This is a genomic window from Pantoea folii, assembly GCF_056678875.1.
On record NZ_JBWXON010000017.1, the window covers coordinates 16,576 to 42,255 of the forward strand.

Below are 25,680 nucleotides of genomic sequence, written 5' to 3' on the forward strand. Positions count from 1 at the left end.
GCGGTAATGAAAAAAGGTCATGCACTGAAGCGGTGGCGCTGGCCGCCGCTTTTTTTACTGCTGATGCTCGTCGGTATATGGCTACTGGATCGACTCGATCCCCTGCCGCTGCAGGAAGTGCAACCTGCACGCGTGGTGGTCGCGGAGGATGGCACGCCGCTGTGGCGCTTTGCCGACAAGCAAGGCGTCTGGCGCTATCCGGTGACGCTGGAGGAGGTCTCGCCCGACTATATTCAGGCGCTGCTCACTTACGAAGATCGCTGGTTCTGGCACCATCCCGGCATCAATCCGATGGCGATTGTGCGTGCCATCGGGCAAAACCTGCTGCATCACGGCATTGTGTCAGGCGGCAGCACGCTAACCATGCAGGTAGCGCGATTGATCGACCCACAACCGCGTACGCTGCGTGGTAAGGTGGTTCAGGCCTGGCGAGCGCTACAGCTGGAGTGGCATTTATCCAAGCGTGACATTCTCACACTCTATCTTAATCGTGCGCCGTTTGGCGGCACGGTGGAAGGCATTGGCGCAGCAAGTTGGATGTGGCTGGGTAAGCCGCCATCTCAGCTCACCAAAGGTGAAGCAGCGTTGCTCGCCGTGCTGCCACAGGCCCCGAGCCGTCTGCGCCCGGACCGCTGGCCGCAACGTGCGGAAGCGGCGCGCAATAAAGTGCTGGATCGACTGGCAGAATATCAGGTGTGGTCGGCGCAGGATGTGGCGGATATTAAACAGGAAGCGATCTGGTTGCCGCCGCGACAAACGCCGCAAATGGCACCGTTGCTGGCACGCCGCCTGCTGTCGCTCTCTCCCGACAACAAAATTACCTCGACCATCGATGTGTCGCTGCAGCGCGAACTGGAGAGTCTGGCGTCAGCGATGAAAACCCAGTTGCCGCCACGCACCTCGCTGGCGCTGCTGGTAGTGGATCATCAGGATATGAAAGTGCGTGGCTATATTGGCTCGGTGTCATTCAATGACGACAGTCGCTTTGGCCATGTCGATATGATCTCCAGCGTGCGATCGCCCGGATCGGTGCTGAAACCTTTTGTTTATGGCATGGCGCTGGATGAGGGACTGATCCACGGTGAATCACTGCTGCAGGATGTGCCGCGCCGTTTCGGTGATTATCGCCCCGGAAACTTTGACTCCGGTTTTCACGGTCCGGTAAGTGCCAGCGAGGCGCTGGAGCGTTCACTGAACCTGCCAGCGGTGCAACTGCTGGACGCGCTTGGCCCGAAAACGGTGGCGGCGCGTCTGCGCAATGTCGGCCTGAACCTGCGCTTTCCGGCAGGATCTGAACCGAATCTGTCGCTGGTCCTCGGCGGCACGGGCGCGCGGCTCGATGACATCGTGGCGGCTTATAGCGCTTTTGCCCGTCAGGGGAATGCCGCCCAGCTGCGCTGGTTGCCCAATCAGCGATTACAAGAGCGGTCATTGCTTTCGCCGGGCGCTGCCTGGATTGTGCGACGTATTCTGGCCGGCGAAGCGCTGCCATCCGCGGCCATTCCTGATATTGCACCACTGGCCTGGAAAACCGGCACCAGTTACGGCTATCGCGATGCCTGGACGATTGGCATCACGCCGCGCTATTTAATCGGCGTATGGGTTGGCAGGCCCGATGCCACGCCGGTTGCCGGGCAGTTTGGCTTTGCCTCTGCGGTACCGGTGATGAATCAGGTTAACAACCTGCTGGCGGGGCATATGCCGCTGCACGGCGTACCGCGCGATCCGCGGCCGAAGAGCGTCAGCGCCATGAGCATTTGCTGGCCCGGAGGACAACCTTTGCCGCAGGGCGACGAAAATTGCCGCCAGCGCCGCCAAAGCTGGATACTGAATCAAACCGTGCCGCCGACACTGTTGGCACCCGGTCAGGAAGGGGTGAATGGTTTACGTCAGCGTTATTGGATAAACCCGCAGGGCTTACGCGTGGCTGCCGATTGCCCCGAGGCGCAGAGTCACGAACGTTTGATGTGGCCTCTGCCGCTGGAACCCTGGTTGCCAGTGGCGGAACGCCGCCAGCAGCGCCTGCCGCCTGTTGATCCTCGCTGCCCACCCTTAAATCAGGGCAGTGCGCCACCGCTCTTGATCACCGGCGTAATTGAGGGGCAGCGTGTGCAGCCGCTGCCAGGCAAAGTGGTATTGGTGCTGCCGGTTGCCGTACAAGGCGGAAGGGGATCGCAGCGCTGGTGGTTTTTGAACGGGCAGCCGGTGGAACAGCAAGCGGGGCAAAACAGTGCGGCGCTGGTCCTCAGTGAACCGGGCCAGTATCAACTGGTGGTAATGGATGAATCGGGCCAACTGGCATCCGTCTCATTTATTCGGGGTTAAATAGCCGCGTATGCCAGATTCTGCGCGTGTTCGCCCCGACAAAAATCAATTATTTTCGATAATTCCACCAATCGGCAATAGGCAACGCCCGATGATGTCCCTATAATCGGCGCGTTTTCTTACCGGGAGCGAATTCCCGGTTTCTTCAGGATGCTAACTAGAGGTCATCATGGCAATCGAACGTACTTTCTCTATCGTTAAACCAAACGCCGTCGCTAAGAACGTGATTGGTGCTATCTACAACCGTTTCGAAAGCGCAGGCTTCAAAATCGTTGGCGCAAAAATGCTGCACCTGACCAAAGAGCAGGCTGAAGGCTTCTACGCTGAGCACAAAGGCCGTCCATTCTTCGATGGTCTGGTTGAGTTCATGACTTCTGGTCCAGTGGTTGTTTCTGTTCTGGAAGGCGAAAACGCCGTTCAGCGTCACCGTGACCTGATGGGTGCAACCAACCCAGACAACGCACTGGCTGGTACTCTGCGTGCTGACTACGCTGACAGCTTCACTGAGAACGCAACCCACGGTTCTGACTCAGCTGAATCTGCTGCACGCGAAATCGCTTACTTCTTCGCAGAGAACGAAGTCTGCCCACGCACTCGCTAAGTGCGTTGCTGCCAATGCGGATAAACGACTTTACACCTTTTCCTCATCGGTAAAGTCGTTCCCCTGGCATCATGCAGCAGATGTAGTACAATAATGCGCCCTTGTTGAGCCTGGCTCAGCGAGGGCGTTATTTTTTTCCTATTCTTAACCAGAGCCGTAACGTGTAACAACGAGGCCAGAGAACATTATGTCCGAACAGATTGTGACGCCGTCGTCCGCTTCCCCCGTGGTTGTTTCCCCAAAAAACGAAAAAATTAACCTGCTGGATCTTAACCGTCAGCAGATGCGCGAATTCTTTTTAGAGATGGGTGAAAAGCCGTTCCGCGCCGATCAGGTCATGAAGTGGATGTACCACTACTGCTGCGATGATTTCGAGCAGATGACTGACATCAACAAAGTGCTGCGTGGCAAATTGATGCAACGCGCTGAAATCCGTGCGCCGGAAGTAGCGGAAGAGATGCGTTCCAGCGATGGCACCATCAAGTGGGCGATTCGCGTGGGCGATCAGCTGGTCGAAACCGTGTATATCCCGGAAGCTGACCGTGCAACGCTGTGTGTCTCTTCACAGGTAGGCTGTGCACTGGAGTGCAAATTCTGTTCGACTGCGCAGCAGGGCTTCAACCGCAACCTGCGTGTTTCCGAAATCATTGGTCAGGTATGGCGCGCGGCGAAAATTATCGGCGCGGCGAAAATTACCGGCCAGCGTCCGATCACCAACGTGGTGATGATGGGCATGGGCGAGCCGTTGCTCAACCTGAACAACGTGGTGCCAGCAATGGACATCATGCTGGATGATTTCGGTTTTGGTCTGTCAAAACGTCGCGTGACGCTGTCAACTTCGGGCGTAGTGCCGGCACTGGATAAGCTGGGCGATATGATCGACGTGGCACTGGCGATTTCGCTGCACGCACCGAACGATGCGATTCGTGACGAAATTGTGCCGATCAACAAAAAGTACAACATCGAAACCTTCCTCGCGGCGGTTAAACGCTACATTGGTAAATCGAACGCCAATCAGGGCCGCGTGACCATCGAGTACGTGATGCTGGATCACATCAATGACAGCACCGACAACGCGCATGAGCTGGCTGCACTGCTGAAAGAGACGCCGTGCAAGATCAACCTGATCCCATGGAACCCGTTCCCGGGCGCGCCATATGGCCGTAGCTCAAACAGCCGTATCGATCGTTTCTCCAAAGTACTGATGGATTACGGATTCACCACTATCGTGCGTAAAACGCGTGGCGACGATATTGATGCGGCTTGTGGTCAGTTAGCGGGTGACGTTATCGACCGTACCAAACGCACCTTGCGTAAGAAAATGGCCGGTGAAACCATCTCTGTGAAGGCGCTCTGAAACATGGCGCCTGGTGATACCCACCGGGCGTAAGCCGTGCCAGTCTCTCCTCTCGATGTCAGAGGGAGAGACTGAAATGCATAAGGGATTATCGGCAGTGATGTTGGCGGCCTTTGTTGTAACCGGGTGTGTCAATTCACCGGCTCAGCAAGGCGCTGCGGATATCAGGCTACAGCTGGGGTTGCATTACCTGGCAGTGAAAGATTTTGAGGCAGCACAGCTTAATTTATTACGCGCTGAGCGGGCCGCACCGCGAGATTATCGTGTGCCGTTGGCGCTTGCGCGGCTGGCACAGGCGCAGCAGAATAGCGCGCAGACCCATTGGCACTACCAACGCGCCCAGCAGTTAGCGCCAGCGAATGGCTACATCGCTAACAATTACGGTGCGTTTCTTTGCGGTTTAAGGCAGTATGGCGAAGCGCATCAACAGTTTAAGCTGGCGATGGCTGCACAGGAAATCGAAGCTCGTCAGGATGCATTTCTGTTTTCGGGCTATTGTTACCTGCAGGCTGGAGAGAGTGCCTCAGCGCGCGAGTCTTTGAGCAACGCGCTGATTGCCGCACCGGAGCAGGGCAGTCAACTGCTTTTGGAAGTGGAAAGGCGGCTTGAACAGCAGGATCGCATGGCGGTTTCGCTGCTATTAGAAGTGTACCACCAGCGTTTGCCCGCAACGGCAGAGAGCCAGTGGTTACAAATACGTTTCGCCGCGCAACAGGGAAACGCTGCTGACGTTACACGTTATGGCGACCGGTTGGCGCGAAGTTTTCCACAATCGATACAGTACCAGCGTTATTTAGCTAATGAATACTGAAGCCACTCAAGAGAATTCTGCAGTACATTCCACAGGTGAACGCCTGCGTCTGGCCCGTGAGCAGATGGGGCTGACTCAGCAAAATGTCGCTGAACGCCTGTGCCTGAAACTTTCTACCGTACGAGACATTGAAGAGGATAAGTCGCCAGCTGATTTAGCTTCGACGTTCTTGCGCGGTTACATTCGTTCTTATGCTCGTCTGGTGCATGTGCCGGAAGATGACCTGTTGCCGATGATGGCGAAGCAGGCTCCCGTGCGCGCGGCCAAAATTGAGCCAATGCAGAGCTTCTCGTTAGGTAAGCGCCGTAAAAAGCGTGATGGCTGGCTGATGATTTTCACCTGGTTGGTGATTTTTGTCGTCATCGGTCTGACCGGCGCGTGGTGGTGGCAAAACCATAAAGCCTCGCAGGCCGATCTGGTCTCAATGGCTGACCAGAATGGCAGCAGCAGCGATAACAGTCAGTCTATTTCGCTGGGTGAAAACAGCACTGACAGCGCGACTGACAGTGATACCAATGCCGCCGGTACGCCGGTGGATAACGGTGCCGGTGCGGTTGCGACACCGAGTACCAGCAACAACGCGGCTTCGGCTGCCAACACCACTGCGCCTGCGACCAGCAGCGATAACGCCGTGGTTTCACCGAGCCAGGCACCGATCGATAACGCACCGCCAGCAGCCACCTCTCCGGCACCTGCCAACAGTGTACCAGCAGGTCAAATGCCGACCAGCAACGCGGCGGTAAGCCAGCCAGCGGGTGACCCAAATGCGGTGGTGATGAATTTCAAAGCCGACTGCTGGCTGGAAGTCACCGACGCTACTGGCAAGAAGCTGTTCAGCGGATTGCAACGTAGCGGCGGTAAGCTCAGCTTGTCCGGAACGGCTCCGTATCGTCTGAAAATTGGCGCTCCGAGTGCGGTTGATGTGCAATATCAGAATCAGCCCGTTGATTTAAGTCGTTTTATCCGTAATAACCAGGTTGCCCGTCTGACGCTGGGTGCGCAATAACGCGCAGCGCGCTTTCTGGGTAATTGTGGAGAGAGAATATGCATAACGAAGCACCCATTATCCGTCGCAAATCAACACGGATTTACGTCGGCAAGGTGCCGGTTGGTGATGGTGCGCCCATTGCCGTTCAGTCAATGACCAACACCCGCACCACGGATGTGGACGCCACGGTTAACCAGATTCGCCAGCTTGAGCGTGTCGGTGTCGATATCGTGCGCGTCTCCGTTCCTACCATGGATGCGGCGGAAGCGTTCAAACTGATTAAGCAACAGGTCAATGTGCCGCTGGTGGCGGACATTCATTTTGACTACCGTATCGCACTGAAAGTCGCCGAATATGGCGTCGACTGCCTGCGCATCAACCCCGGCAATATCGGCAACAATGAGCGTATCCGCCAGGTCGTGGATTGTGCCCGCCATTACAACATTCCTATCCGTATCGGCGTGAATGCCGGTTCACTGGAAAAAGATCTGCAGGAAAAATACGGTGAGCCAACGCCACAGGCGCTGCTCGAATCCGCGATGCGCCATGTTGATCACCTCGATCGCCTCAACTTTGATCAGTTCAAAGTGAGCGTAAAAGCTTCTGACGTGTTCCTGGCCGTTGAATCTTATCGCCTGCTGGCAAAAGCCATCGATCAGCCACTGCATCTCGGTATTACCGAAGCGGGTGGCGCGCGCGCCGGTTCAGTAAAATCAGCGATCGGCCTGGGCTTGCTGCTGGCGGAAGGGATCGGCGATACGCTGCGCATCTCGCTGGCGGCAGACCCGGTGGAAGAAGTCAAGGTCGGTTACGACATTCTGAAATCGCTGCGCATTCGATCACGCGGTATCAACTTTATTGCCTGCCCAACCTGTTCACGTCAGGAATTTGATGTGATTGGGACGGTGAATGCGTTGGAAGAACGTCTCGAAGACATCATCACGCCAATGGATATCTCGATTATCGGTTGTGTGGTGAACGGTCCTGGCGAAGCCACTGTTTCGACCATGGGCGTGACGGGCGGTAGCCGTAAAAGTGGTTTCTACGAGGACGGTGTGCGTCAGCGCGATCGCCTCGATAACGACAATATGATCGACCAGCTGGAAGCACGTATTCGTGCCAAGGCCAGCATGCTGGATGAAAGCCGCCGCATTAACGTGCAGCAGCTGGAAAAATAAGGGATGGTGCGCGCCCGCCGCGTGCCGGTTTGTGATTGAACCTGTGCGGTTTCATCCTCATAAGGTATGATGCCGGACAGGTTTTTTTGTATTAAGAGATTCTAACGTGGCGAAGAATATTCAAGCGATCCGTGGGATGAACGACTACCTGCCGGCGGATACTGCGATTTGGCAGCGTATTGAGGGCACCCTGAAGCAGGTGCTGGCCAGTTATGGCTTTAGTGAAATCCGTTTGCCGATTGTAGAGCAGACCCCGCTGTTTAAACGCGCTATCGGTGAAGTCACCGATGTGGTTGAAAAGGAGATGTATACCTTTGACGACCGCAACGGTGAAAGCCTGACCCTGCGTCCGGAAGGCACCGCGGGCTGCGTGCGCGCCGGTATTGAGCATGGTCTGCTGTACAATCAGGAACAGCGTCTGTGGTACATCGGTCCGATGTTCCGCTACGAACGTCCGCAGAAAGGTCGTTACCGCCAGTTCCATCAGATTGGTGCGGAAGTGTTTGGTCTGCAAGGCCCGGACATTGACGCCGAACTGATTATGATGACCGCGCGCTGGTGGAAAGCGTTAGGTATCGCTGAACACGTGAGTCTCGAACTCAACTCTATCGGCTCACTGGAAGCGCGCGCGAACTACCGCGACGCACTGGTGGCCTTCCTTGAGCAGCACAAAGACAAACTGGATGAAGATTGCAAACGTCGTATGTACAGCAATCCGCTGCGCGTACTCGACAGCAAAAACGCGGACATCCAGTTGTTGCTGAACGATGCGCCGACGCTGAATGAATATCTCGATGAAGACTCACGCGCGCACTTCGACGGGCTGTGCAGCCTGCTGGATGACGCGGGTATCGCTTACACCGTGAACCAGCGTCTGGTGCGTGGCCTCGATTATTACAACCGCACCGTGTTTGAGTGGGTGACCAACAGCTTAGGTTCACAGGGCACCGTGTGTGCCGGTGGACGCTACGATGGTCTGGTTGAACAGCTGGGTGGTCGCGCTACGCCAGCGGTCGGTTTTGCCATGGGTCTTGAGCGTTTGGTATTGCTGGTCCAGGCGGTTAATCCAGAATTTGAACCGACGCGCATTGTTGATGTCTATGTTATCGCTTCGGGGCAGGGCGTTCAGTCCGCTGCGATGCAATTGGCGGAAAAACTGCGTGATGCAGATCCGGCGCTGAAGCTGATGACCAACTTCGGTGGTGGTAACTTCAAGAAGCAGTTTGGCCGTGCAGACAAGTGGGGCGCACGCATTGCGCTGGTGCTGGGCGAAGACGAAGTGAAAGCGGGCCAGGTCGTGATTAAAAACCTGAGCACAGGCGATCAACAAACCGTTGCCCAAAGCGAAGCCGCTGCGACATTGCGCACGCTGCTGCAGTAAACGCAGCACTGCAACAGCCATTTAAAGGAGAGGGATTGCGTGGAAGTTTACAGCAACGAAAACGAACAGGTTGACGCACTGCGTCAGTTCTTTGCGAACAACGGCAAAGCGCTGGCTGCGGGTGTGATCATCGGCATTGCTGCACTGGGTGGCTGGCGTTTCTGGACCAGTCATCAGGATAGTGCGGATAAAGCTGCGTCGGCACAGTATCAACAACTGACCACTGCGATGCAGGCGGATAAGCCGCAAACGCTGGAAGCGGTTGCCGCCTTTGCCAATGAAAATAACAACACTTATGGCGCACTGGCTTCGCTCGATTTAGCGAAACAGTACGTTGAAGCAAATCAGTTAGATAAAGCCATTACGCTGCTTCAGAGCGGGCTGAAAGATACCAAAGATGCCAACCTGCAGGCGGTGATTAACCTGCGTCTGGCGCGCATTCAACTGCAGCAAAATCAGGCCGAAGCCGCACTTTCAACTCTTAACAATGTTAAGGGGGATGGCTGGACAGCCATTATTGCGGACATTCGTGGCGAAGCACTGCTGAGCAAAGGCGACAAGCAGGGCGCACGTGATGCCTGGAGCAAAGGTGCTGAATCGCAGGCCTCTCCTGCCTTGAAGCAAATGCTGCAGATGAAGATGAATAACTTAAGTTAAGCCAGTCAAGAGAGCGCACATGGAATTACGTAAATACCTGCTGCCAGGGCTGATTTCAGTCACTCTGCTCAGCGGTTGCTCGCTGTTCAGCGGCGAAGAAGATGTAGTAAAAATGGCTCCGCTGCCGAAAGTGGAAAACCAGTTTACGCCACAGACTGCCTGGAGCACCTCGGTGGGTGATGGCGTTGGCGATTTCTATTCCAATCTGCATCCAGCCTGGCAGGACGGTACCGTCTATGCGGCCGACCGCTTTGGCGTAGTGAAAGCCCTGGATGCCAGCAACGGTAAAGAGAAATGGAAAGTCGATCTCTCTGAGAAAACCGGTTTCTTCTCGAAAAACATCTCAGCTCTTCTCTCTGGCGGCATTACCGCTACCAGCGATCGCATTTATATCGGCAGCGAGCGCGGTCAGGTCTTTGCACTGAACAATAGCGATGGCAGCATCGCCTGGCAGACGAAAGTCGCCGGTGAAGCGATGTCGCGTCCGGTTGTGAGTGATGGCCTGGTACTGATCCACACCAGCAACGGTATGTTGCAGGGGCTGGACCAGAGTACTGGCGCGATCAAGTGGAGCGTCAACCTCGATATGCCTGCGCTGTCACTGCGCGGTGAATCTGCGCCGACTGTGGCATTCGGTGGTGCGATTGTCGGTGGTGACAATGGCCGCGTGAGTGCAGTGATCATGAACCAGGGGCAGTTGATTTGGCAGCAGCGTATTTCGCAGCCAAGTGGCGCCACAGAGATTGATCGTCTGAGCGATGTGGATACGACGCCGGTTGTGGTTAACGGTGTGATCTATGCGCTGGCTTACAACGGTAATCTGACCGCGCTGGAACTGCGTTCAGGCCAGATTCTGTGGAAACGCGAAATCGGCGGCGTGAAAGACATGGTGGTTGATGCGGGTCGTATTTACCTGGTCGATCAGGATGACCGCGTTATTGCGCTTAATGCCGACGGTGGCGTGGCCATCTGGCGCCAGAGCGATCTGCTGCATCGCAACCTGACTTCACCAGTGCTGTTTAACGGTTATCTGGTGGTTGGCGATAGCGAAGGTTATGTGCACTGGATTAACACCCTTGACGGGCGCTTTGTTGCGCAGCAGAAACTGGACAGCGATGGCTTCCAGACTGACCCGGTGGTTGCCGGTGACAAGCTGCTGATCCAGGCGAAGGGCGGCGAAGTTTACGCCATCACTCGTTAAGATTGGGCTTTGCAGGAACCGGCTTCCTGCTCGCTAATACGGCTCCTGATTCGTCAGGGGCCGTTTCGTTTTTAGTCAGGCATGGTATTCTTAGCGCCTTCAGCCTGACGCCTTCTGGCAAATGTCGTTATAATCACGCCATTCGGGCGATTTATTTTTAAAACTGAGGCAAGTGTTATGGTACCTGTGGTCGCGCTGGTTGGGCGTCCCAATGTGGGAAAATCTACGCTATTTAACCGCTTAACGCGCACTCGTGATGCGCTGGTAGCGGATTTTCCTGGACTGACTCGCGATCGCAAATATGGTCGCGCCGAAGTGGAAGGGCGCGAATTCATTGTTATTGATACCGGCGGTATTGATGGCACCGAGGAAGGCGTCGAAAACCGCATGGCAGAACAATCGCTGCTGGCGATTGAAGAAGCGGATGTGGTGCTGTTCCTGGTGGATGCGCGTGCGGGTGTGATGCCGGCCGATCAACAGATCGCCAATCACCTACGTTCGCGCGAAAAAGCCACCTTCCTGGTCGCGAACAAAACTGACGGTCTCGATCCTGATGCTGCCGTGCTGGATTTCTATGCGCTGGGCTTGGGTGACATTCATCCGATTGCGGCCTCGCACGGTCGCGGTGTGAACAACCTGCTTGAAGCTGCGTTGCTGCCATGGATGGAAGAAGCCGTTCCAGAAGTGGAGTTGACGGAAGAAGAAGAAAACGCCGCTTACTGGGCCGCGTTAGAAGAAGAAGAGGACGAGAAGGCGTTGGCGGAAGAGGAAGAAGAAAACTTCGACCCGACCACCTTGCCGATCAAGCTGGCTATCGTTGGCCGTCCTAACGTCGGCAAGTCAACGCTGACTAACCGCATCCTGGGTGAAGACCGCGTTGTGGTCTTCGATATGCCGGGCACCACGCGTGACAGCATCTACATTCCAATGGAGCGTGATGAGCGCGAGTATGTGTTGATTGATACCGCCGGTGTGCGTAAACGCGGAAAAATCACCGAAACTGTAGAAAAATTCTCTGTCATCAAAACGCTGCAGGCCATTGAAGATGCCAACGTGGTGATGCTGGTGATTGATGCACGTGAAGGCATTTCCGATCAGGATCTGTCACTGCTCGGCTTTATCCTGAACAGCGGTCGCTCATTGGTGATCGTGGTCAACAAGTGGGATGGCATGACGCAGGAAGCGCGTGACGAAGTGAAAGAGATGCTGGACTTCCGTCTGGGCTTTATCGATTTCGCGCGCATTCACTTTATCTCGGCGCTGCACGGCAGTGGCGTAGGTAACCTGTTCGAATCCGTGACCGAAGCTTACGACTGCTCAACCAAACGTGTCGGCACCGCGATGCTGACGCGCATCATGACCATGGCTTCTGACGACCATCAGCCGCCGCTGGTGCGTGGTCGCCGCGTGAAGCTGAAGTATGCCCATGCTGGTGGTTATAACCCGCCGATCGTGGTGATTCACGGTAATCAGGTGAAGGATCTGCCAGATTCCTACAAACGTTACCTGATGAACTACTTCCGTCGCTCACTCAACGTGATGGGCACACCGATTCGCATTCAGTTTAAAGAAGGCGACAACCCGTACGCGGGCAAACGTAACCTGCTGACACCGACGCAGCAGCGCAAACGCCAGCGACTGATGTCGCATCTGAAAAAGAATAAGCGTTAAAGTGATGAGGGCCCAAACGGGCCCTTTTTTTCGCCCTGATGCCGCGCGATAAGCTCATCATCCCTGACATATCGCCTTAACATCAAAAATTACACTTTGATTCAGCCTCATATTTATTAATAACTTATGACTGGTTTTGTAGCAAAAATGCTATTGCCCAGTAACTCCTTCGTTATGGATGTTCACTTTCTAATGAACCAGGTGGTACAATCCTGCCGCCTTGTAGCGAGAATCACTCTCACCTGCGATGTGTCCTTGCTCACAAGCGCCGAATTACGGGCATTGCACCCGTACCAATAGATATAAAATAAAGCGTAACGGTTTGGTTCCTGTACCCCCATCGTTGGCAGGAGCATTGCTACTGGCTACAGCTTGTTAGCCGGCACCAGCGCGTTATTTTTTCAGGAGAGTTTTTGTTATGGCAGAAAATTCCGCTCGTCCCTGCAAAGGGTTGAGTATCTGGTCTGTATTGTTCGGGCTGGTCCTGCTGGCTGTCGGTCTGTTCTTCGCGATCGGCGGTGGCAAGTTGGTCGCTCTGGGCGGCAGCTGGTACTTCCTCATTTCCGGTATTGTGATGTTGCTGTCGGCGGTTCAGTTCTTCCGTCGCAAATCATCCGCCGTGACCTTATTCATTCTGGTCTTCGTTGGCACCCTGATTTGGGCGCTGTTTGATGCGGGCTTCCACTTCTGGCAGCTGGTTTCACGCCTGATGGTGCCTGCAGGCCTGATGCTGCTGGCGTTCCTGACCTGGCCAGCGCTGCGTAAGCGTGAAGGCAAAAGCTCTCTGGCGAAAGTTTCCTATGTCCTTTCAGCGGTCATCGCTGTTGGCATGGTGGCAACTTTCGTGCAGATGTTCCAGCCGCACCCAACCGTCGCGTTCGACGGCAAACAGCTGCCGCTGATTCCGGTCGACAAGTCTAAGCCACAGCAGGACTGGAGCAGCTACGGCCGTACACCTGAAGGTGACCGTTTTGCGGCGATCGACCAGATCACCCGTGATAACGTCAAAGACCTGCAGGTTGCATGGACCTTCCACACTGGCGATACCCCGATCAGCCCAACCGGTAACGGCGCGGAAGATCAGGAAACGCCATTGCAGGTTGGCAACACCCTGTACCTTTGCACCCCGCACAACAACGTGATTGCGGTTGCAGCGGATACCGGCAAGCAGATCTGGAAGCGTGAAATCAACGCCCAGGCAGAAGTGTGGAACCGCTGCCGTGGTCTGGCGTACTTCGATGCGACCAAACCTGTACAGCAGCCAAGTCAGCCGGGCTCAACACCGGTTCCTGCGCCAGTGCTGGCGGCAGGTGATACCTGTCAGCGTCGCATTCTGATGAACACCATCGATGCGCGTCTTATCGCCATCAATGCTGACAACGGTGAATTCTGTGAAGACTTCGGCGACCACGGTGTGGTTGACCTGAAAAAAGGTCTGGGTAAAGCGCCCGATCCACAGTATCAGCTGACGTCTGCACCACAGCTGGCCGGCACCACCGTAGTGGTGGGTGGTCGTGTGGCGGATAACGTCCAGACCGATATGCCTGGCGGCGTACTGCGCGGCTTTGACGTTATCACCGGTCAGATGCGTTGGGCGTTTGACCCAGGTAACGATGACCCGAATGCCATCCTGATGCCGGGCAAAGACTACACCCGTAGTACCCCGAACTCATGGGCACCGATGTCATACGACCCGGCGATGAACACTGTGTTCCTGCCAATGGGTAGCTCGTCTGTGGATCTGTGGGGTGCGAATCGTACCAAACTGGATCACACCTACGGCGCATCAATTCTGGCGCTGGATGCGACTACCGGTAAGCAAAAATGGGTTTATCAGACCGTACATAACGATCTGTGGGACTTCGACCTGCCAATGCAGCCAAGCCTGGTGGACTTCCCGATGAAGGATGGCACCACCAAGCCTGCGGTAGTGATCGGTGCTAAAACCGGCATGATCTGGGTGCTGGATCGCCTGACCGGCAAGCCTTTAACGAAAGTTGAAGAGCAGCCGATGCCACAGGGTCACATCCCGAATGAGCAGTACACCAAAACGCAGCCGCACTCAGTTGAAATGCCAAACATCGGCAACCAGAAGCTGACCGAGTCTGACATGTGGGGCGCGACGCCGTTCGACCAATTGGTGTGCCGTATTGCCTTTAAAGGCATGCGTTACGATGGCCTGTTCACCGTACCAGATACCGATAAGTCACTTAGCTTCCCAGGTTCACTGGGTGGTATGAACTGGGGCAGCATCTCGTTCGACCCGAACAACCATTACATGTTCGTTAACGACATGCGTCTGGGCCTGTGGGTGCAGATGATTCCTCAGGACACCAGCAAAGATGCAGCCAGCAATGGTGGTGAAGCGATCAACACCGGCATGGGCGCCGTTCCGCTGAAAGGCACCCCTTACGCTGTTAACAAAAACCGCTTCATGTCTCCGCTGGGCATTCCGTGCCAGGCACCACCATTCGGTACGCTGTCTGCTATCGACATGAAAACCCGTCAGATCGTATGGCAGGTGCCAGTTGGTACTGTGCAGGATACCGGTCCATTCGGTATTAAGATGCGCGCACAGATGCCAATCGGTATGCCAACGCTGGGTGGTACTTTAGCGACTCAGGGTGGCCTGGTGTTCATCGCCGGTACGCAGGATTACTATCTGCGCGCCTTCGATAGCTCAACCGGTAAAGAAGTATGGAAAGCTCGTCTGCCAGTCGGCAGCCAGGGTGGCCCAATCAGCTACGTTTCGCCGAAAAATGGCAAACAGTACATCCTGATCTCCGCAGGTGGCGCACGTCAGTCACCAGACCGTGGTGATTACGTGATTGCTTACGCGTTGCCAGACAGCAAGTAAGCCTCAGTAAGAAGAAAGGCCGACATAATGATGTCGGCCTTTTTTTATTAACCATCCGTGGCGCACTTCACTCCTTAAGGTACCTTATTCACTGCTGCTTGGAGGGGCGACGGCTTTTTTGACCTCCTTTTCTTCCAGCTTCCCTGGCTCTTTCAGGATCGTTTCTGAAATTACCCCCACTGACTTTGCCGCCAGCACTGCCGGCTTCCCTGGCGCGCTCCGGGTCCTCTGCAAAGTTCCCGGCACCACCTCGTTGCTTTTTTTGTGTCATAGCAGAGACCTCATCTAAGGGTGTTTTCTTCGACGTGGACTAGCTAGCCACATTAATGATTATAGTCAGTAAGTTACAGGTTGCCTTGGGAGATCTCCGAGTTCTTCACTGGCCGTCGCGCCAGAGAGCCTCTAATTCTGGCGATGCCACGGTTTCTGGAATTAAAATCACGATGGATCCTGCCTCTTGATGGGTGGCATAGGTGATTTGAATGCGAAAATAGCGCTGATCGCCGCTGCCAAGATTCGCCGCCTGATCTTCCGGTTCCCCTAACGGTAATGCCTGCTCCAGTACGTTACACACCCGCTGTTTTTGCGGTTCCGGCAGTTGCGCCAGGGCAAAGCGGCGCTCGCCTCGCAGATTGGGGATAAAAGCAATGCCGCCTTCACGCGCCAGTTCAATGATAGCGTCATCAGTCAGTTGAATATTCACGTTACGCCTACCTGTTGCCAGGCGGATTGAATTGCTTCCGCCACCGAGCGATTAAATCGCTTGCCGCCATGCTCGACGGTAAAGCGGGCAAAGGTGCTGAAATCGGCATCCTGCGGCAGTGTCTTGTCACAGAGGGTGTCGTACCAGGCGTGGCCCGCTAACTCCCAGGCAAAGCCGCCTAACGCTTTAGCGGCGAGATAAAACGCACGGTTAGGAATGCCAGAATTGAGATGGACACCGCCATTGTCATCGCGGGTTTCGATGTAATGATCCATATCCGCCGGTTGCGGGTCCTTACCGAGTTTCGGATCATCGTAAGCCGTGCCTGGTTCGGACATGGATCGCAGTCCACGGCCTTTAATCCCGGATGCTAACAAGCCCTCACCAATCAACCAGTCAGCCTGATCGGCCGTTTGCTGCAGGTGGAACTGCTTAACCAGCGAGCCGAACACATCAGACATCGATTCATTCAATGCACCAGACTGCTGGAAATAAACCAGCCCGGCCTCGTTCTCGGTCACGCCGTGGGTGAGTTCATGCGCGACCACATCAAGCGCAATGGTAAAGCGGTTAAAAATCTCGCCATCGCCGTCACCAAACACCATCTGCTGACCGTTCCAGAAGGCGTTCTGATACTCCTTGCCGTAATGCACGGTGCCATCCAGCTTCAGGCCATGGTTATCCAGTGAGTTGCGCTTGAAGATTTGCCAGTAGAAATCGTAGGTGATGCCGAGATAATTCCAGGCCTCCTCGGCTGCGACATCACCATTGCCCGGCTGGCCTTCATCGCGGATTAAGGTGCCGGGTAGATTCTGTGTGTTCTCCGCATCAAAGATGGCACGCAACACGCTGCCAGGCTGTGCGGTGGCCGCGCTGGCCGCTTTATGATTGTGTTCAGCCATCAGTTGCTGAACATGGGTGAGGGTGCGGCGAGCAGACTCCTGCGGCGCACCCGAGCAGTGATCAATGATGTTGCGAAGAATATACGGAGGAATAACGCTGTAGGTCATAGTAACTCCTGGCCGTGAGGGAACATGCCAGAAGTATAGTTTTTCAGCTAGGAGCGTGCTTTGCGGCTGCGTGATTTCTGCGGCTCAAGGGCGGTCACCTGGCTTTCCACCCAGCCATCATCCAGACGGGTGCGCAGTAGATCGCCTTTATGCAATTGCTGGGTTTTCTTCACCAACTGGCCTTGGGTATCCGTTGTCACGCTAAAACCACGCGCCAGAGTCGCCAGCGGACTGACGCCCTCCAGTTGTGCAGCCAGATTACCAAAGCGCTGACGATTGTGATTCAGCTGCTTCTCCATGCCCTGCTGCAGGCGATACTGCCACTGCTGCATCTGCTGCTGCGCACGCAGAATGCGCCCCTGAGGCTGCTGATTGTTGAGGCGCTGTAACACGCGATCCTGCTGGCGATTAGCCACGCGCAGGCGTTGATCCATTGCCTCGCCGAGGCGACGTTGCAACTGGAACAGTGTGGTTTGCTGGCGTGCCAGACGCAGCTGTGGATGTTGCTGCTGCAAACGATGTTGTATGCGGGTAAAACGGCGTTGCTGTTCAGCAATGTAGAAATCCATCGCCATTTCCATGCGCTGCTGCTGTGACTGCAAACGGCGCAGCAGTTCGATCTGATTGCGGCTCACGATTTCTGCCGCCGCAGATGGGGTAGGGGCACGCAAATCGGCGACAAAGTCGGCGATGGTGACGTCTGTCTCGTGGCCGACGGCACTGACGATGGGCAGGCGACTGGCAAAGATAGCTCTCGCCACACGCTCATCGTTAAAGCTCCATAAATCTTCCAGCGAACCGCCACCACGGCCGACGATCAGCACGTCACACTCATCACGCTGGTTCGCCAGTTCAATGGCACGCACGATGGCTGCCGGTGCATCTACACCTTGCACCGGCGTGGGATAGATAATTACCGGCAACGACGGATCGCGGCGATGCAGCACGCGCAGCACATCATGCAGCGCGGCGCCGGTGGCGGAGGTGATGACGCCAACCTGGCGCGCCGGATCGGGCAGCGGCTGTTTAATCTGCTGATCGAACAGCCCTTCGGCCGCCAGTCGCGCTTTCAATTGCTCAAACTGCTGCTGCAACAGACCTTCACCCGCCGGATGCATACTTTCGATAATCAACTGATAGTCGCCACGCGGCTCATACAGCGTAATGCTGGCGCGCACTAAAACCTGCTGACCATGCTGTGGTCGGAAGGTGACACGACGGTTGCTGTTACGGAACATCGCGCAGCGAACTTGTGCAACATCATCCTTTAAGGTGAAGTACCAGTGGCCGGAAGAGGGCTGGCTAAAATTCGAAATCTCAGCGCTGAGCCACACCAGGCCCATCTCATTTTCCAGCAGTTGGCGCACCGTGGTATTCAGGCGGCTGACAGTAAAAATATTGGCGGTTGGCGGTAGCGACATGTGATGTAGATCAAATTTTAAATCAGAGGGTTAATCAACCGATACTACATTGCTCACCCGAAGGATCAAGACTTTTTCCTAAAAAACACTGGAGGCAATCGATTTCGGCCTGTATAATGCCGCGGCAATATTTTATCTGTTTTAATCGCCCCCAGGTGGAGATATTGCAATGCTAAGAATCATTAAAGAAGCCCTCACTTTTGACGACGTTCTGCTCGTTCCAGCTCACTCCACTGTCTTACCGAACACCGCTGAACTCAGCACCCAACTGACGAAAAACATCCGTTTGAACATCCCTATGCTGTCTGCTGCCATGGACACCGTGACCGAAGCCGGTCTGGCAATTGCACTGGCGCAGGAAGGTGGTCTGGGCTTTATCCACAAAAACATGTCGATTGAGCGCCAGGCGGATGAAGTTCGCAAAGTGAAAAAACACGAAAGTGGCGTGGTGACCGATCCGCAAACTGTTCTGCCAACCACGACGCTGGCGGCAGTGCAAGAGCTGACCGAGCGCAACGGCTTTGCGGGTTATCCGGTTGTGAACACCGACAACGAACTGGTCGGTATCATCACCGGTCGTGACGTGCGTTTTGTGACTGACCTGAGCCTGCCAGTTTCCGCTGTGATGACGCCGAAAGAGCGTCTGGTCACCGTTAAAGAGGGTGAAGCGCGCGACATCGTACTGCAGAAAATGCACGAAAAACGTGTTGAGAAAGCGCTGGTTGTGGATGACAGCTTCCACCTGCTGGGCATGATTACCGTTAAAGATTTCCAGAAAGCAGAGCGTAAACCTAACGCCTGTAAAGATGCGGAAGGCCGTCTGCGTGTGGGTGCTGCGGTTGGTGCGGGCGCAGGTAACGAAGAGCGTGTTGACGCGCTGGTTGCTGCGGGCGTTGACGTTCTGCTGATCGACTCTTCTCACGGTCACTCTGAAGGCGTTCTGCAACGTATCCGTGAAACCCGTGCGAAGTATCCAGACCTGGACATCATCGGTGGCAACGTGGCGACTGGTGCAGGTGCATTGGCACTGGCTGAAGCGGGCGTGAGCGCGGTGAAAGTGGGTATCGGCCCTGGCTCAATCTGCACCACGCGTATCGTGACTGGCGTAGGTGTACCACAGATCACCGCTGTTTCTGATGCGGTTGCTGCGCTGGAAGGCACCGGTATCCCGGTTGTGGCTGATGGTGGTATCCGTTTCTCAGGTGACATCGCCAAAGCGATCGCCGCAGGCGCGGCCGCTGTGATGGTCGGTTCTATGCTGGCGGGTACTGAAGAATCTCCAGGCGAAATCGAGCTGTATCAGGGCCGTTCGTTCAAATCTTACCGTGGTATGGGTTCACTGGGCGCGATGTCTAAAGGCTCATCTGACCGTTACTTCCAGACCGATAACGCGGCTGACAAACTGGTGCCAGAAGGTATCGAAGGCCGCGTCGCTTATAAAGGCCGTCTGAAAGAGATCGTGCACCAGCAAATGGGCGGTCTGCGCTCTTGCATGGGCCTGACCGGTTGCCCAACCATCAACGATCTGCGTACTAAAGCCGAGTTCGTGCGCATCAGTGGCGCAGGTATCAACGAAAGCCACGTGCATGATGTGACCATCACCAAAGAGTCACCGAACTACCGCATGGGTTCATAATCCCGTAAGATTCAACGCCCGGCACCTGCCGGGCGCTTTTATTATTAAGTCCATCCCAATGGAAACGCCTCAATGACGACTGAAAATATTCATAAACATCGCATTTTGATCCTCGATTTTGGTTCTCAGTATACGCAGCTGGTCGCGCGCCGCGTGCGTGAGCTGGGCGTCTACTGCGAACTCTGGGCGTGGGATGTCACCGAAGAGCAGATTCGTAGCTTCAATCCGAACGGCATCATCCTGTCAGGTGGCCCGGAAAGCACCACTGAGCTGAACAGCCCACGTGCACCAGAATACGTGTTCAATGCTGGCGTACCGGTGCTGGGCGTGTGCTACGGCATGCAGACCATGGCAATGCAGCTGGGCGGCAAGGTTGAAGGCTCCAACGAGCGTGAGTTCGGATATGCGCAGGTTGAAGTGCTGACCCAGAGCGCGCTGGTCCGTGACATCGAAGATGCCATCAGCGCAGCCGGCAAACCGTTGCTGGACGTGTGGATGAGCCACGGTGACAAAGTGACCGCTATCCCGGCTGGCTTTGAAACCGTTGCCAGCACCGAAACCTGTCCGTTTGCCATCATGGCCAACGAAGATAAGAAATTCTACGGCGTGCAGTTCCACCCAGAAGTGACGCATACCCGTCAGGGCCTGCGCATGCTGGAGCGTTTCATCCGTGATATCTGCGGCTGTGAAGCACTGTGGACGCCAGCCAAGATCATCGAAGATGCGGTTGAGCGTATTCGTGAGCAGGTTGGCGAAGATAAAGTGATCCTTGGCCTGTCAGGTGGTGTGGATTCCTCTGTCACCGCGATGCTGCTGCACCGCGCTATCGGCGATCGTCTGACCTGTGTGTTTGTGGACAACGGCCTGCTGCGTCTGAACGAAGCCGAGCAGGTGATGGACATGTTTGGCGATCACTTCGGTCTGAATATCGTTCACGTTGCCGCTGAACACCGTTTCCTCGATGCACTGGCGGGCGAGAATGATCCCGAAGCCAAACGTAAGATCATCGGCCGCGTGTTTGTTGAAGTGTTCGACGAAGAAGCGCTGAAGTTGACTGACGTGAAATGGCTGGCACAGGGCACCATCTATCCAGACGTGATCGAGTCTGCTGCTTCTGCTACCGGCAAGGCACACGTGATCAAATCGCATCACAACGTGGGCGGTCTGCCGAAAGAGATGAAGATGGGCCTGGTTGAGCCGCTGAAAGAGCTGTTCAAAGATGAAGTGCGTAAGATCGGCCTGGAACTGGGCCTGCCATACGCCATGCTGTATCGCCATCCGTTCCCGGGTCCAGGTTTGGGCGTGCGTGTACTGGGCGAAGTGAAGAAAGAGTATTGCGACCTGCTGCGTCGTGCCGATGCAATCTTCATCGAAGAATTGCATAAAGCTGACCTGTACAACAAAGTCAGCCAGGCCTTCACCGTGTTCCTGCCAGTGCGCTCTGTCGGCGTAATGGGCGACGGTCGTAAATATGATTGGGTTGTGTCACTGCGTGCAGTAGAAACCATCGACTTCATGACCGCGCACTGGGCGCACCTGCCGTACGATTTCCTCGGCCGTGTTTCCAACCGCATCATCAACGAAGTGAACGGCATTTCTCGCGTGGTTTACGATATCTCAGGTAAGCCACCGGCCACGATTGAGTGGGAATAATGCAGTAGTGTTATTTCGCCATAATGCCCCGGCCTAGGCCGGGGCATTTTTTTTGTAAATTAGCCGACCTCACTTAAGTGGGTAATCGACTGATGAAATAACATCATCATATAAATCATCATTTTTCTTTTTTTCAGAAATCGGCATTGATAACATTGGTGTGACGGGATGCGATTTCATCATATTTCATTATAAAACTAATGCTATTTTACTAATGGGTAAGGACACATAATGTCTGGGAATCAACGGTTTGTTTTGTTTATGTTGGTCTTTTCTGTGGTAGCAGTGAGTTCTTCACTGTTTATATCAGGATTTTATTCTCTTATTCTTGCTGTCTTTATTATGTTGATGGTCTTTTTGCTTCGACCCCTGGTCATGCCAGCAGGCTACGGCGCCAATAAAATTCGCATGGTATGTCTTACTGGTGCTTTTGCGCTGGTTGCTTCTTGGGGGGGATGGGTTGGTTATGCAAATGTAATTATAAAATATTTGCTCAGTCTTCCACAATTCGAAGGCGCCCCATCATGGTTAAAATCATTATCCTTAGGGAATCAACCTTCCCCAGCATTACTCATATTTATTTTTGGTGTTATTTTTGTTGTTAATTACTTTATGCGTGATAAATCAATTAGCGGGGGCCATCCAGTCCCGCTAAAAGACGATTTTCCTGAGGAAAGCTATAAAGCGAAGCAGGAAGCATTTTGTGCAGCATTACTGCAAGATATAATAACGATTGACCGTGCGACAAACTGGAGTCCGGCGTATTACACTGAACTTCAAGCTGAGGTAGAAGTTTCTTCATCTTCTGGGGTTTATTCGCGAAGAAGAATAATAAACCTCCAGGATGCAATCAGAAAAGATCGAAAAACTCAGTCTTTTTTAATCTTAGGTACGCCGGGTTCAGGCAAAAGCGTTGCGTTAAGAAAGTTAGCCAAGGATATGCTCTCTGAATCGAAAAAGACCAATAGAATACCAATTTACATTAACTTGAGAGAGTGGGTTTCTGAAAAATTAAATAATGAAGAACGAGTGAGTTTTGACCTAAAAGATCTTGAGTCATTTGTGATTGAAAATGTGAAAAATCGTGGAGATGTCTTCACTGAAGAGTTTGTTGATCACTATTTTAGAAAGCTTTGGCGTTCCGGTCGATTATTTTTCATCTTTGATTCGTTTGATGAAATTTCAGAGTTGCTTGATGCGGATGAAAACTCGGATGTGATTAACTCTTTGTCGAGTGTAATTTCCCGATTTATCTCAACCCATCCTCTGTCCAGAGGGGTGCTATCTTCCAGGATTTTTAGAAGGCCTACTGACGCATTTTTAGCGCAAAAAACACTTGAAATCAGACCTCTTTCTGAGACAGGTATTGTTGAAGCATTAAGCCGCTTCCCAAAATTCAGTCAAGGAGTTAAAGGGGTTCTGTTCCGCGATCGCCCCGATTTAATTCCACTGGCCAGAAATCCTTTTGTGATGGCTCTATTAGGATCATGGATTGAAATAAATAATGCACTACCTGCAAATCAAGCCCAGATTTTTAAAGACTATATATTGAATCGATTAGAACTGTGTAAAAATAGATTGGATAAGGCTGGGTTGAAGATTGATGATGTGATTTCGGTATCAACTGATATAGCTTGGTTTGTTTTTTCATCATCTAATTTCGGCTTGGAAGCTCCAATAAAAGTCATTAGCGAACATTTCAAGTCTGATAAAGTAGATGCGGTTCTTAATATTTTGGATTATGCCAGGATTGCAAGAGTAACTTCAGGTGAGGAAAAATCATTTGCGTTCGTTCATCGCAGGTTTTTAGAGTATTTTGTTACGTTAAGACTTTTGAGCAAACCCGATGAGATTCCCGTTTCTCACATACCCACAGACTCTCGTGGTCGAGATGCTTTAGTCTTATATGCACAGTTATGTGATAAGCTTGAAGCACAAAGAATTGCAGACTTATGTTGGCATGATATTAAAGCCAGTTTTTCTGATGCTAGTTTAAGGTTGAGAGCCATTCACTGCTTGCGATTTTTAATCGACGCTTTCAGTTCCCGAAGAGAAGTCATCAAACCTTTCGAAAATGATCTTAATGATTTTGTTATGGATCATATTACGCACGGTGAAAGTATTATTCTGGCGAAAATATGTCTGGAATCAACTGGCCTGCTTTCAGAATCCAAAGCCACGCCTATTTTGTCAAAAGCTATCGTAGGAAATGATATTTGGCTCCAGGAAACGGCATTCCGGTCATGTCGTCATTTACCCAAAATGGAAGCGGGCCTGGAAAATGAAATTAAGAATTATGTAATGAGCATACCAGATTTAAATTATTGGTTTGGGCGTAAGAATACTTTGCTGAGCTTATCACTTTCTGATTCATTGCGAGGGGTATACAATGCAGCTAAAGTGAGAATTTTTAATATTAAGCTGTCATTTTTTTCTTTTATTCTCGCGTTAATCCTCTCCCCTATCCCAATAGTCACCGGTGTGGCTTATGCAATAGGCATAGCTTTGATGTCTGTTATATTCCCCAGGAAGTCACTTTTAAACAAACGTCGTCTACTTGCGGTGCAATCCGGTCATGAAAAAAATAGAATGTATTTTCTAGATTCACTAGGGCGGAGTGTTTCATCAGATATAGTCGTTATAAGTCGGTATATGATGGCTCTGTCGTTGTTTGTTTTTGGTATAATGTCGTATGTGAAAGCTGATAATGAATCGTTCATGAGTGTTTTATGTGCAATTGATATTTGTCATCAAAGTAATTTATATGTACTTGTAATAAATATTGTTCTTGGTTTTTTAATTTTGGATTGGTTGCAAGTAATGAATACCACAAGGTTATTCTTAACCGCAATGTTTGGTTTTAAAAGATTCCTTCTTTTCTCTTTGTTTTTATCAACGGCTGTTTTTTTTGCTTGCCTCATTATTTGGGCTGTGAAGTTTCTTGTTAGATATGATGGATTTATACAAGTATTAAAGGTCGTGGTTATATTGGCTGTTTTAATTGTAATGGCTAGGTTCTTAATCCAATCCGTTAAAATAATGAAAATGCATCTTAAAGATGTATTGGTGTTACGTAAGTTACAAATACCAAAAAATGTGACACGCAGAGAAATCGCCGAAATGTTTATGGGCCATCTAACCATTTATGGCCAACTAAAATTTGTCAGCAAGTTAGAAGAAGCCAGAGTATCAATATCGGGAGAGTGGCCTTCAGAATTCAAACTTTCAATAGGATTGGGAGACGGAATCACAGCACTGGCCAGATTGGAAGAGCGCTGGCTTAAACTGGATAGATAAATCTCGGAGCATTTAGCGCAAGTCGTCAATTACAGCATAGTTGGTGAATACAAACTCACCTGTCACAGGGCATGATGGCAGGTGAATTGCTACTCATCAGGATGCCGTCGATGCTGCCTTTGAAAGCCTTTTTTCTGTCGTTTCTCTGTATTGTGCTGCTCTCTCTGGCTGCAAGCCTGGCTCAGGCCACACTCACGGGTGAATTGACCACTGAACGTGGCGGATGGGCCACCGCGCGGCGGGATTCGGCTGGGTTAGCGCCGGACCCGCATCAATACGTTAATGAGGCTATTGTGCAAGTGTATGCGGCGCCCACATATGGCTGGAAGGGCGCTGTCGCGGTGCATCCGTGGATCATTTTTAAGCGTGCAGGGGAGACGCAGTACAACCGCTACGAAGTGATCAGCTGGGGCAGCGGCGATAAGGTGCGTCGCAACGCAAACCTGCCGGACGGATACTGGTACGGCGCGAAACCGCGTTTACTGGTGGAGCATCGCGGCAAGGAAGCAGAAGCAATGATTCCGCAGATCGAAGCGGCGATAAAATCCTACCCGTGGCCAACGACCTATCACGCGTGGCCGGGGCCGAACAGCAACACCTTTATGGCGCACATTGGCCGTGAAGTGCCTGCGTTGAAGCTGGATTTGCCTGCCAATGCGTTAGGCAAAGATTATCGCTCTCTGCTTCATCCCATTGGATTACCACCGTCGGGGCGTGGGTTACAGGTGTCCTTGCTGGGTGTGTTAGGCGTTACCCTGGGTGCGGAAGAAGGGCTGGAAGTGAATGTGTTGGGATTGAATCTGGGGCTGGACTTCACGCCATTAAAACTGCGCTTGCCGTTTATTGGCGGTATTGGGCAAGATAATCTGCAAAAGGACAATCCGTGATTGTCTGCGTTCACGTCGTGCAATAAATTGCGTAATGCCATTCACT

19 protein-coding genes are annotated in these 25,680 nt (G+C 53.1%); 15 read left to right on the plus strand and 4 right to left on the minus strand.

The window, feature by feature from the left end; translation table 11 throughout:
- The first annotated feature begins 6 nt into the window (after positions 1-6).
- The 11 genes from pbpC (at position 7) to AC1MDE_RS18660 (ending at position 15,027) form a co-directional block, all read left to right on the plus strand.
- Entirely contained in the window at positions 7-2,325 is a 2,319-nt protein-coding gene (gene pbpC, locus AC1MDE_RS18610; protein ID WP_480344972.1) for a peptidoglycan glycosyltransferase PbpC, read from the plus strand.
- Positions 2,326-2,494: 169 nt separating this feature from the next.
- Positions 2,495-2,926: a nucleoside-diphosphate kinase gene (gene ndk / locus AC1MDE_RS18615; protein WP_007884899.1), complete on the plus strand. Its 432-nt coding sequence runs from the start codon at positions 2,495-2,497 to the stop codon at positions 2,924-2,926.
- A gap of 187 nt (positions 2,927-3,113) precedes the next feature.
- Positions 3,114-4,283 carry a dual-specificity RNA methyltransferase RlmN gene (gene rlmN / locus AC1MDE_RS18620; protein WP_034825665.1) on the plus strand — a complete coding sequence of 390 codons (1,170 nt, stop codon included), beginning with the start codon at positions 3,114-3,116 and terminating at the stop codon, positions 4,281-4,283.
- A gap of 76 nt (positions 4,284-4,359) precedes the next feature.
- Positions 4,360-5,094 (plus strand): type IV pilus biogenesis/stability protein PilW, encoded by a 735-nt coding sequence (gene pilW, locus AC1MDE_RS18625; RefSeq protein ID WP_480344973.1) that lies wholly within the window; start codon positions 4,360-4,362, stop codon positions 5,092-5,094.
- Entirely contained in the window at positions 5,084-6,100 is a 1,017-nt protein-coding gene (gene rodZ / locus AC1MDE_RS18630) for a cytoskeleton protein RodZ (RefSeq protein ID WP_058959138.1), read from the plus strand. The genes pilW and rodZ overlap by 11 nt, the downstream gene beginning before the upstream one ends.
- 38 nt (positions 6,101-6,138) lie before the next feature.
- Entirely contained in the window at positions 6,139-7,260 is a 1,122-nt protein-coding gene (gene ispG / locus AC1MDE_RS18635; protein WP_034825671.1) for a flavodoxin-dependent (E)-4-hydroxy-3-methylbut-2-enyl-diphosphate synthase, read from the plus strand.
- A 106-nt stretch (positions 7,261-7,366) separates the two neighbouring features.
- Positions 7,367-8,641: a histidine--tRNA ligase gene (gene hisS / locus AC1MDE_RS18640; RefSeq protein ID WP_058959137.1), complete on the plus strand. Its 1,275-nt coding sequence runs from the start codon at positions 7,367-7,369 to the stop codon at positions 8,639-8,641.
- A gap of 39 nt (positions 8,642-8,680) precedes the next feature.
- Positions 8,681-9,298: a YfgM family protein gene (locus tag AC1MDE_RS18645; protein ID WP_479399209.1), complete on the plus strand. Its 618-nt coding sequence runs from the start codon at positions 8,681-8,683 to the stop codon at positions 9,296-9,298.
- A gap of 19 nt (positions 9,299-9,317) precedes the next feature.
- Positions 9,318-10,499: an outer membrane protein assembly factor BamB gene (bamB, locus tag AC1MDE_RS18650; RefSeq protein ID WP_034825677.1), complete on the plus strand. Its 1,182-nt coding sequence runs from the start codon at positions 9,318-9,320 to the stop codon at positions 10,497-10,499.
- Between the two features lie 177 nt (positions 10,500-10,676).
- Complete coding sequence (gene der, locus AC1MDE_RS18655; protein WP_034825679.1) at positions 10,677-12,170, plus strand: ribosome biogenesis GTPase Der; 1,494 nt, start codon at positions 10,677-10,679, stop codon at positions 12,168-12,170.
- A gap of 418 nt (positions 12,171-12,588) precedes the next feature.
- Positions 12,589-15,027 carry a glucose/quinate/shikimate family membrane-bound PQQ-dependent dehydrogenase gene (locus tag AC1MDE_RS18660; protein WP_480344974.1) on the plus strand — a complete coding sequence of 813 codons (2,439 nt, stop codon included), beginning with the start codon at positions 12,589-12,591 and terminating at the stop codon, positions 15,025-15,027.
- 88 nt (positions 15,028-15,115) lie between these two features.
- Here AC1MDE_RS18660 and AC1MDE_RS18665 read toward each other — a convergent pair whose 3' ends face one another.
- The 4 genes from AC1MDE_RS18665 to xseA form a co-directional block, all read right to left on the minus strand.
- Positions 15,116-15,298: a con-10 family general stress protein gene (locus tag AC1MDE_RS18665; RefSeq protein WP_045814915.1), complete on the minus strand. Its 183-nt coding sequence runs from the start codon at positions 15,296-15,298 to the stop codon at positions 15,116-15,118.
- Positions 15,299-15,403: 105 nt separating this feature from the next.
- Positions 15,404-15,730, minus strand: a complete 327-nt coding sequence (locus AC1MDE_RS18670) for a protealysin inhibitor emfourin (protein ID WP_034825682.1) — start codon at positions 15,728-15,730, stop codon at positions 15,404-15,406.
- Entirely contained in the window at positions 15,727-16,740 is a 1,014-nt protein-coding gene (locus AC1MDE_RS18675) for a M4 family metallopeptidase (protein ID WP_058959134.1), read from the minus strand. Before AC1MDE_RS18675 ends, AC1MDE_RS18670 begins: the two co-directional genes overlap by 4 nt.
- A 47-nt stretch (positions 16,741-16,787) precedes the next feature.
- Positions 16,788-18,161, minus strand: a complete 1,374-nt coding sequence (gene xseA, locus AC1MDE_RS18680) for an exodeoxyribonuclease VII large subunit (protein WP_058959133.1) — start codon at positions 18,159-18,161, stop codon at positions 16,788-16,790.
- Positions 18,162-18,330: 169 nt separating this feature from the next.
- Between xseA and guaB the strand changes: the two genes are divergently transcribed.
- The 4 genes from guaB to AC1MDE_RS18700 all read left to right on the plus strand — a co-directional run bounded on the left by guaB (position 18,331) and on the right by AC1MDE_RS18700 (position 25,634).
- Positions 18,331-19,797, plus strand: a complete 1,467-nt coding sequence (gene guaB, locus AC1MDE_RS18685; RefSeq protein ID WP_058959132.1) for an IMP dehydrogenase — start codon at positions 18,331-18,333, stop codon at positions 19,795-19,797.
- A 72-nt stretch (positions 19,798-19,869) separates the two neighbouring features.
- Entirely contained in the window at positions 19,870-21,450 is a 1,581-nt protein-coding gene (guaA, locus tag AC1MDE_RS18690; protein WP_058959131.1) for a glutamine-hydrolyzing GMP synthase, read from the plus strand.
- A 231-nt stretch (positions 21,451-21,681) separates the two neighbouring features.
- Positions 21,682-24,747, plus strand: a complete 3,066-nt coding sequence (locus tag AC1MDE_RS18695) for an NACHT domain-containing protein (RefSeq protein WP_480344975.1) — start codon at positions 21,682-21,684, stop codon at positions 24,745-24,747.
- Positions 24,748-24,857: 110 nt separating this feature from the next.
- A complete protein-coding gene (locus tag AC1MDE_RS18700; protein WP_480344976.1) occupies positions 24,858-25,634 on the plus strand; it encodes a DUF3750 domain-containing protein in 777 nt (258 codons plus the stop codon).
- The last annotated feature ends 46 nt before the right edge of the window (positions 25,635-25,680 follow it).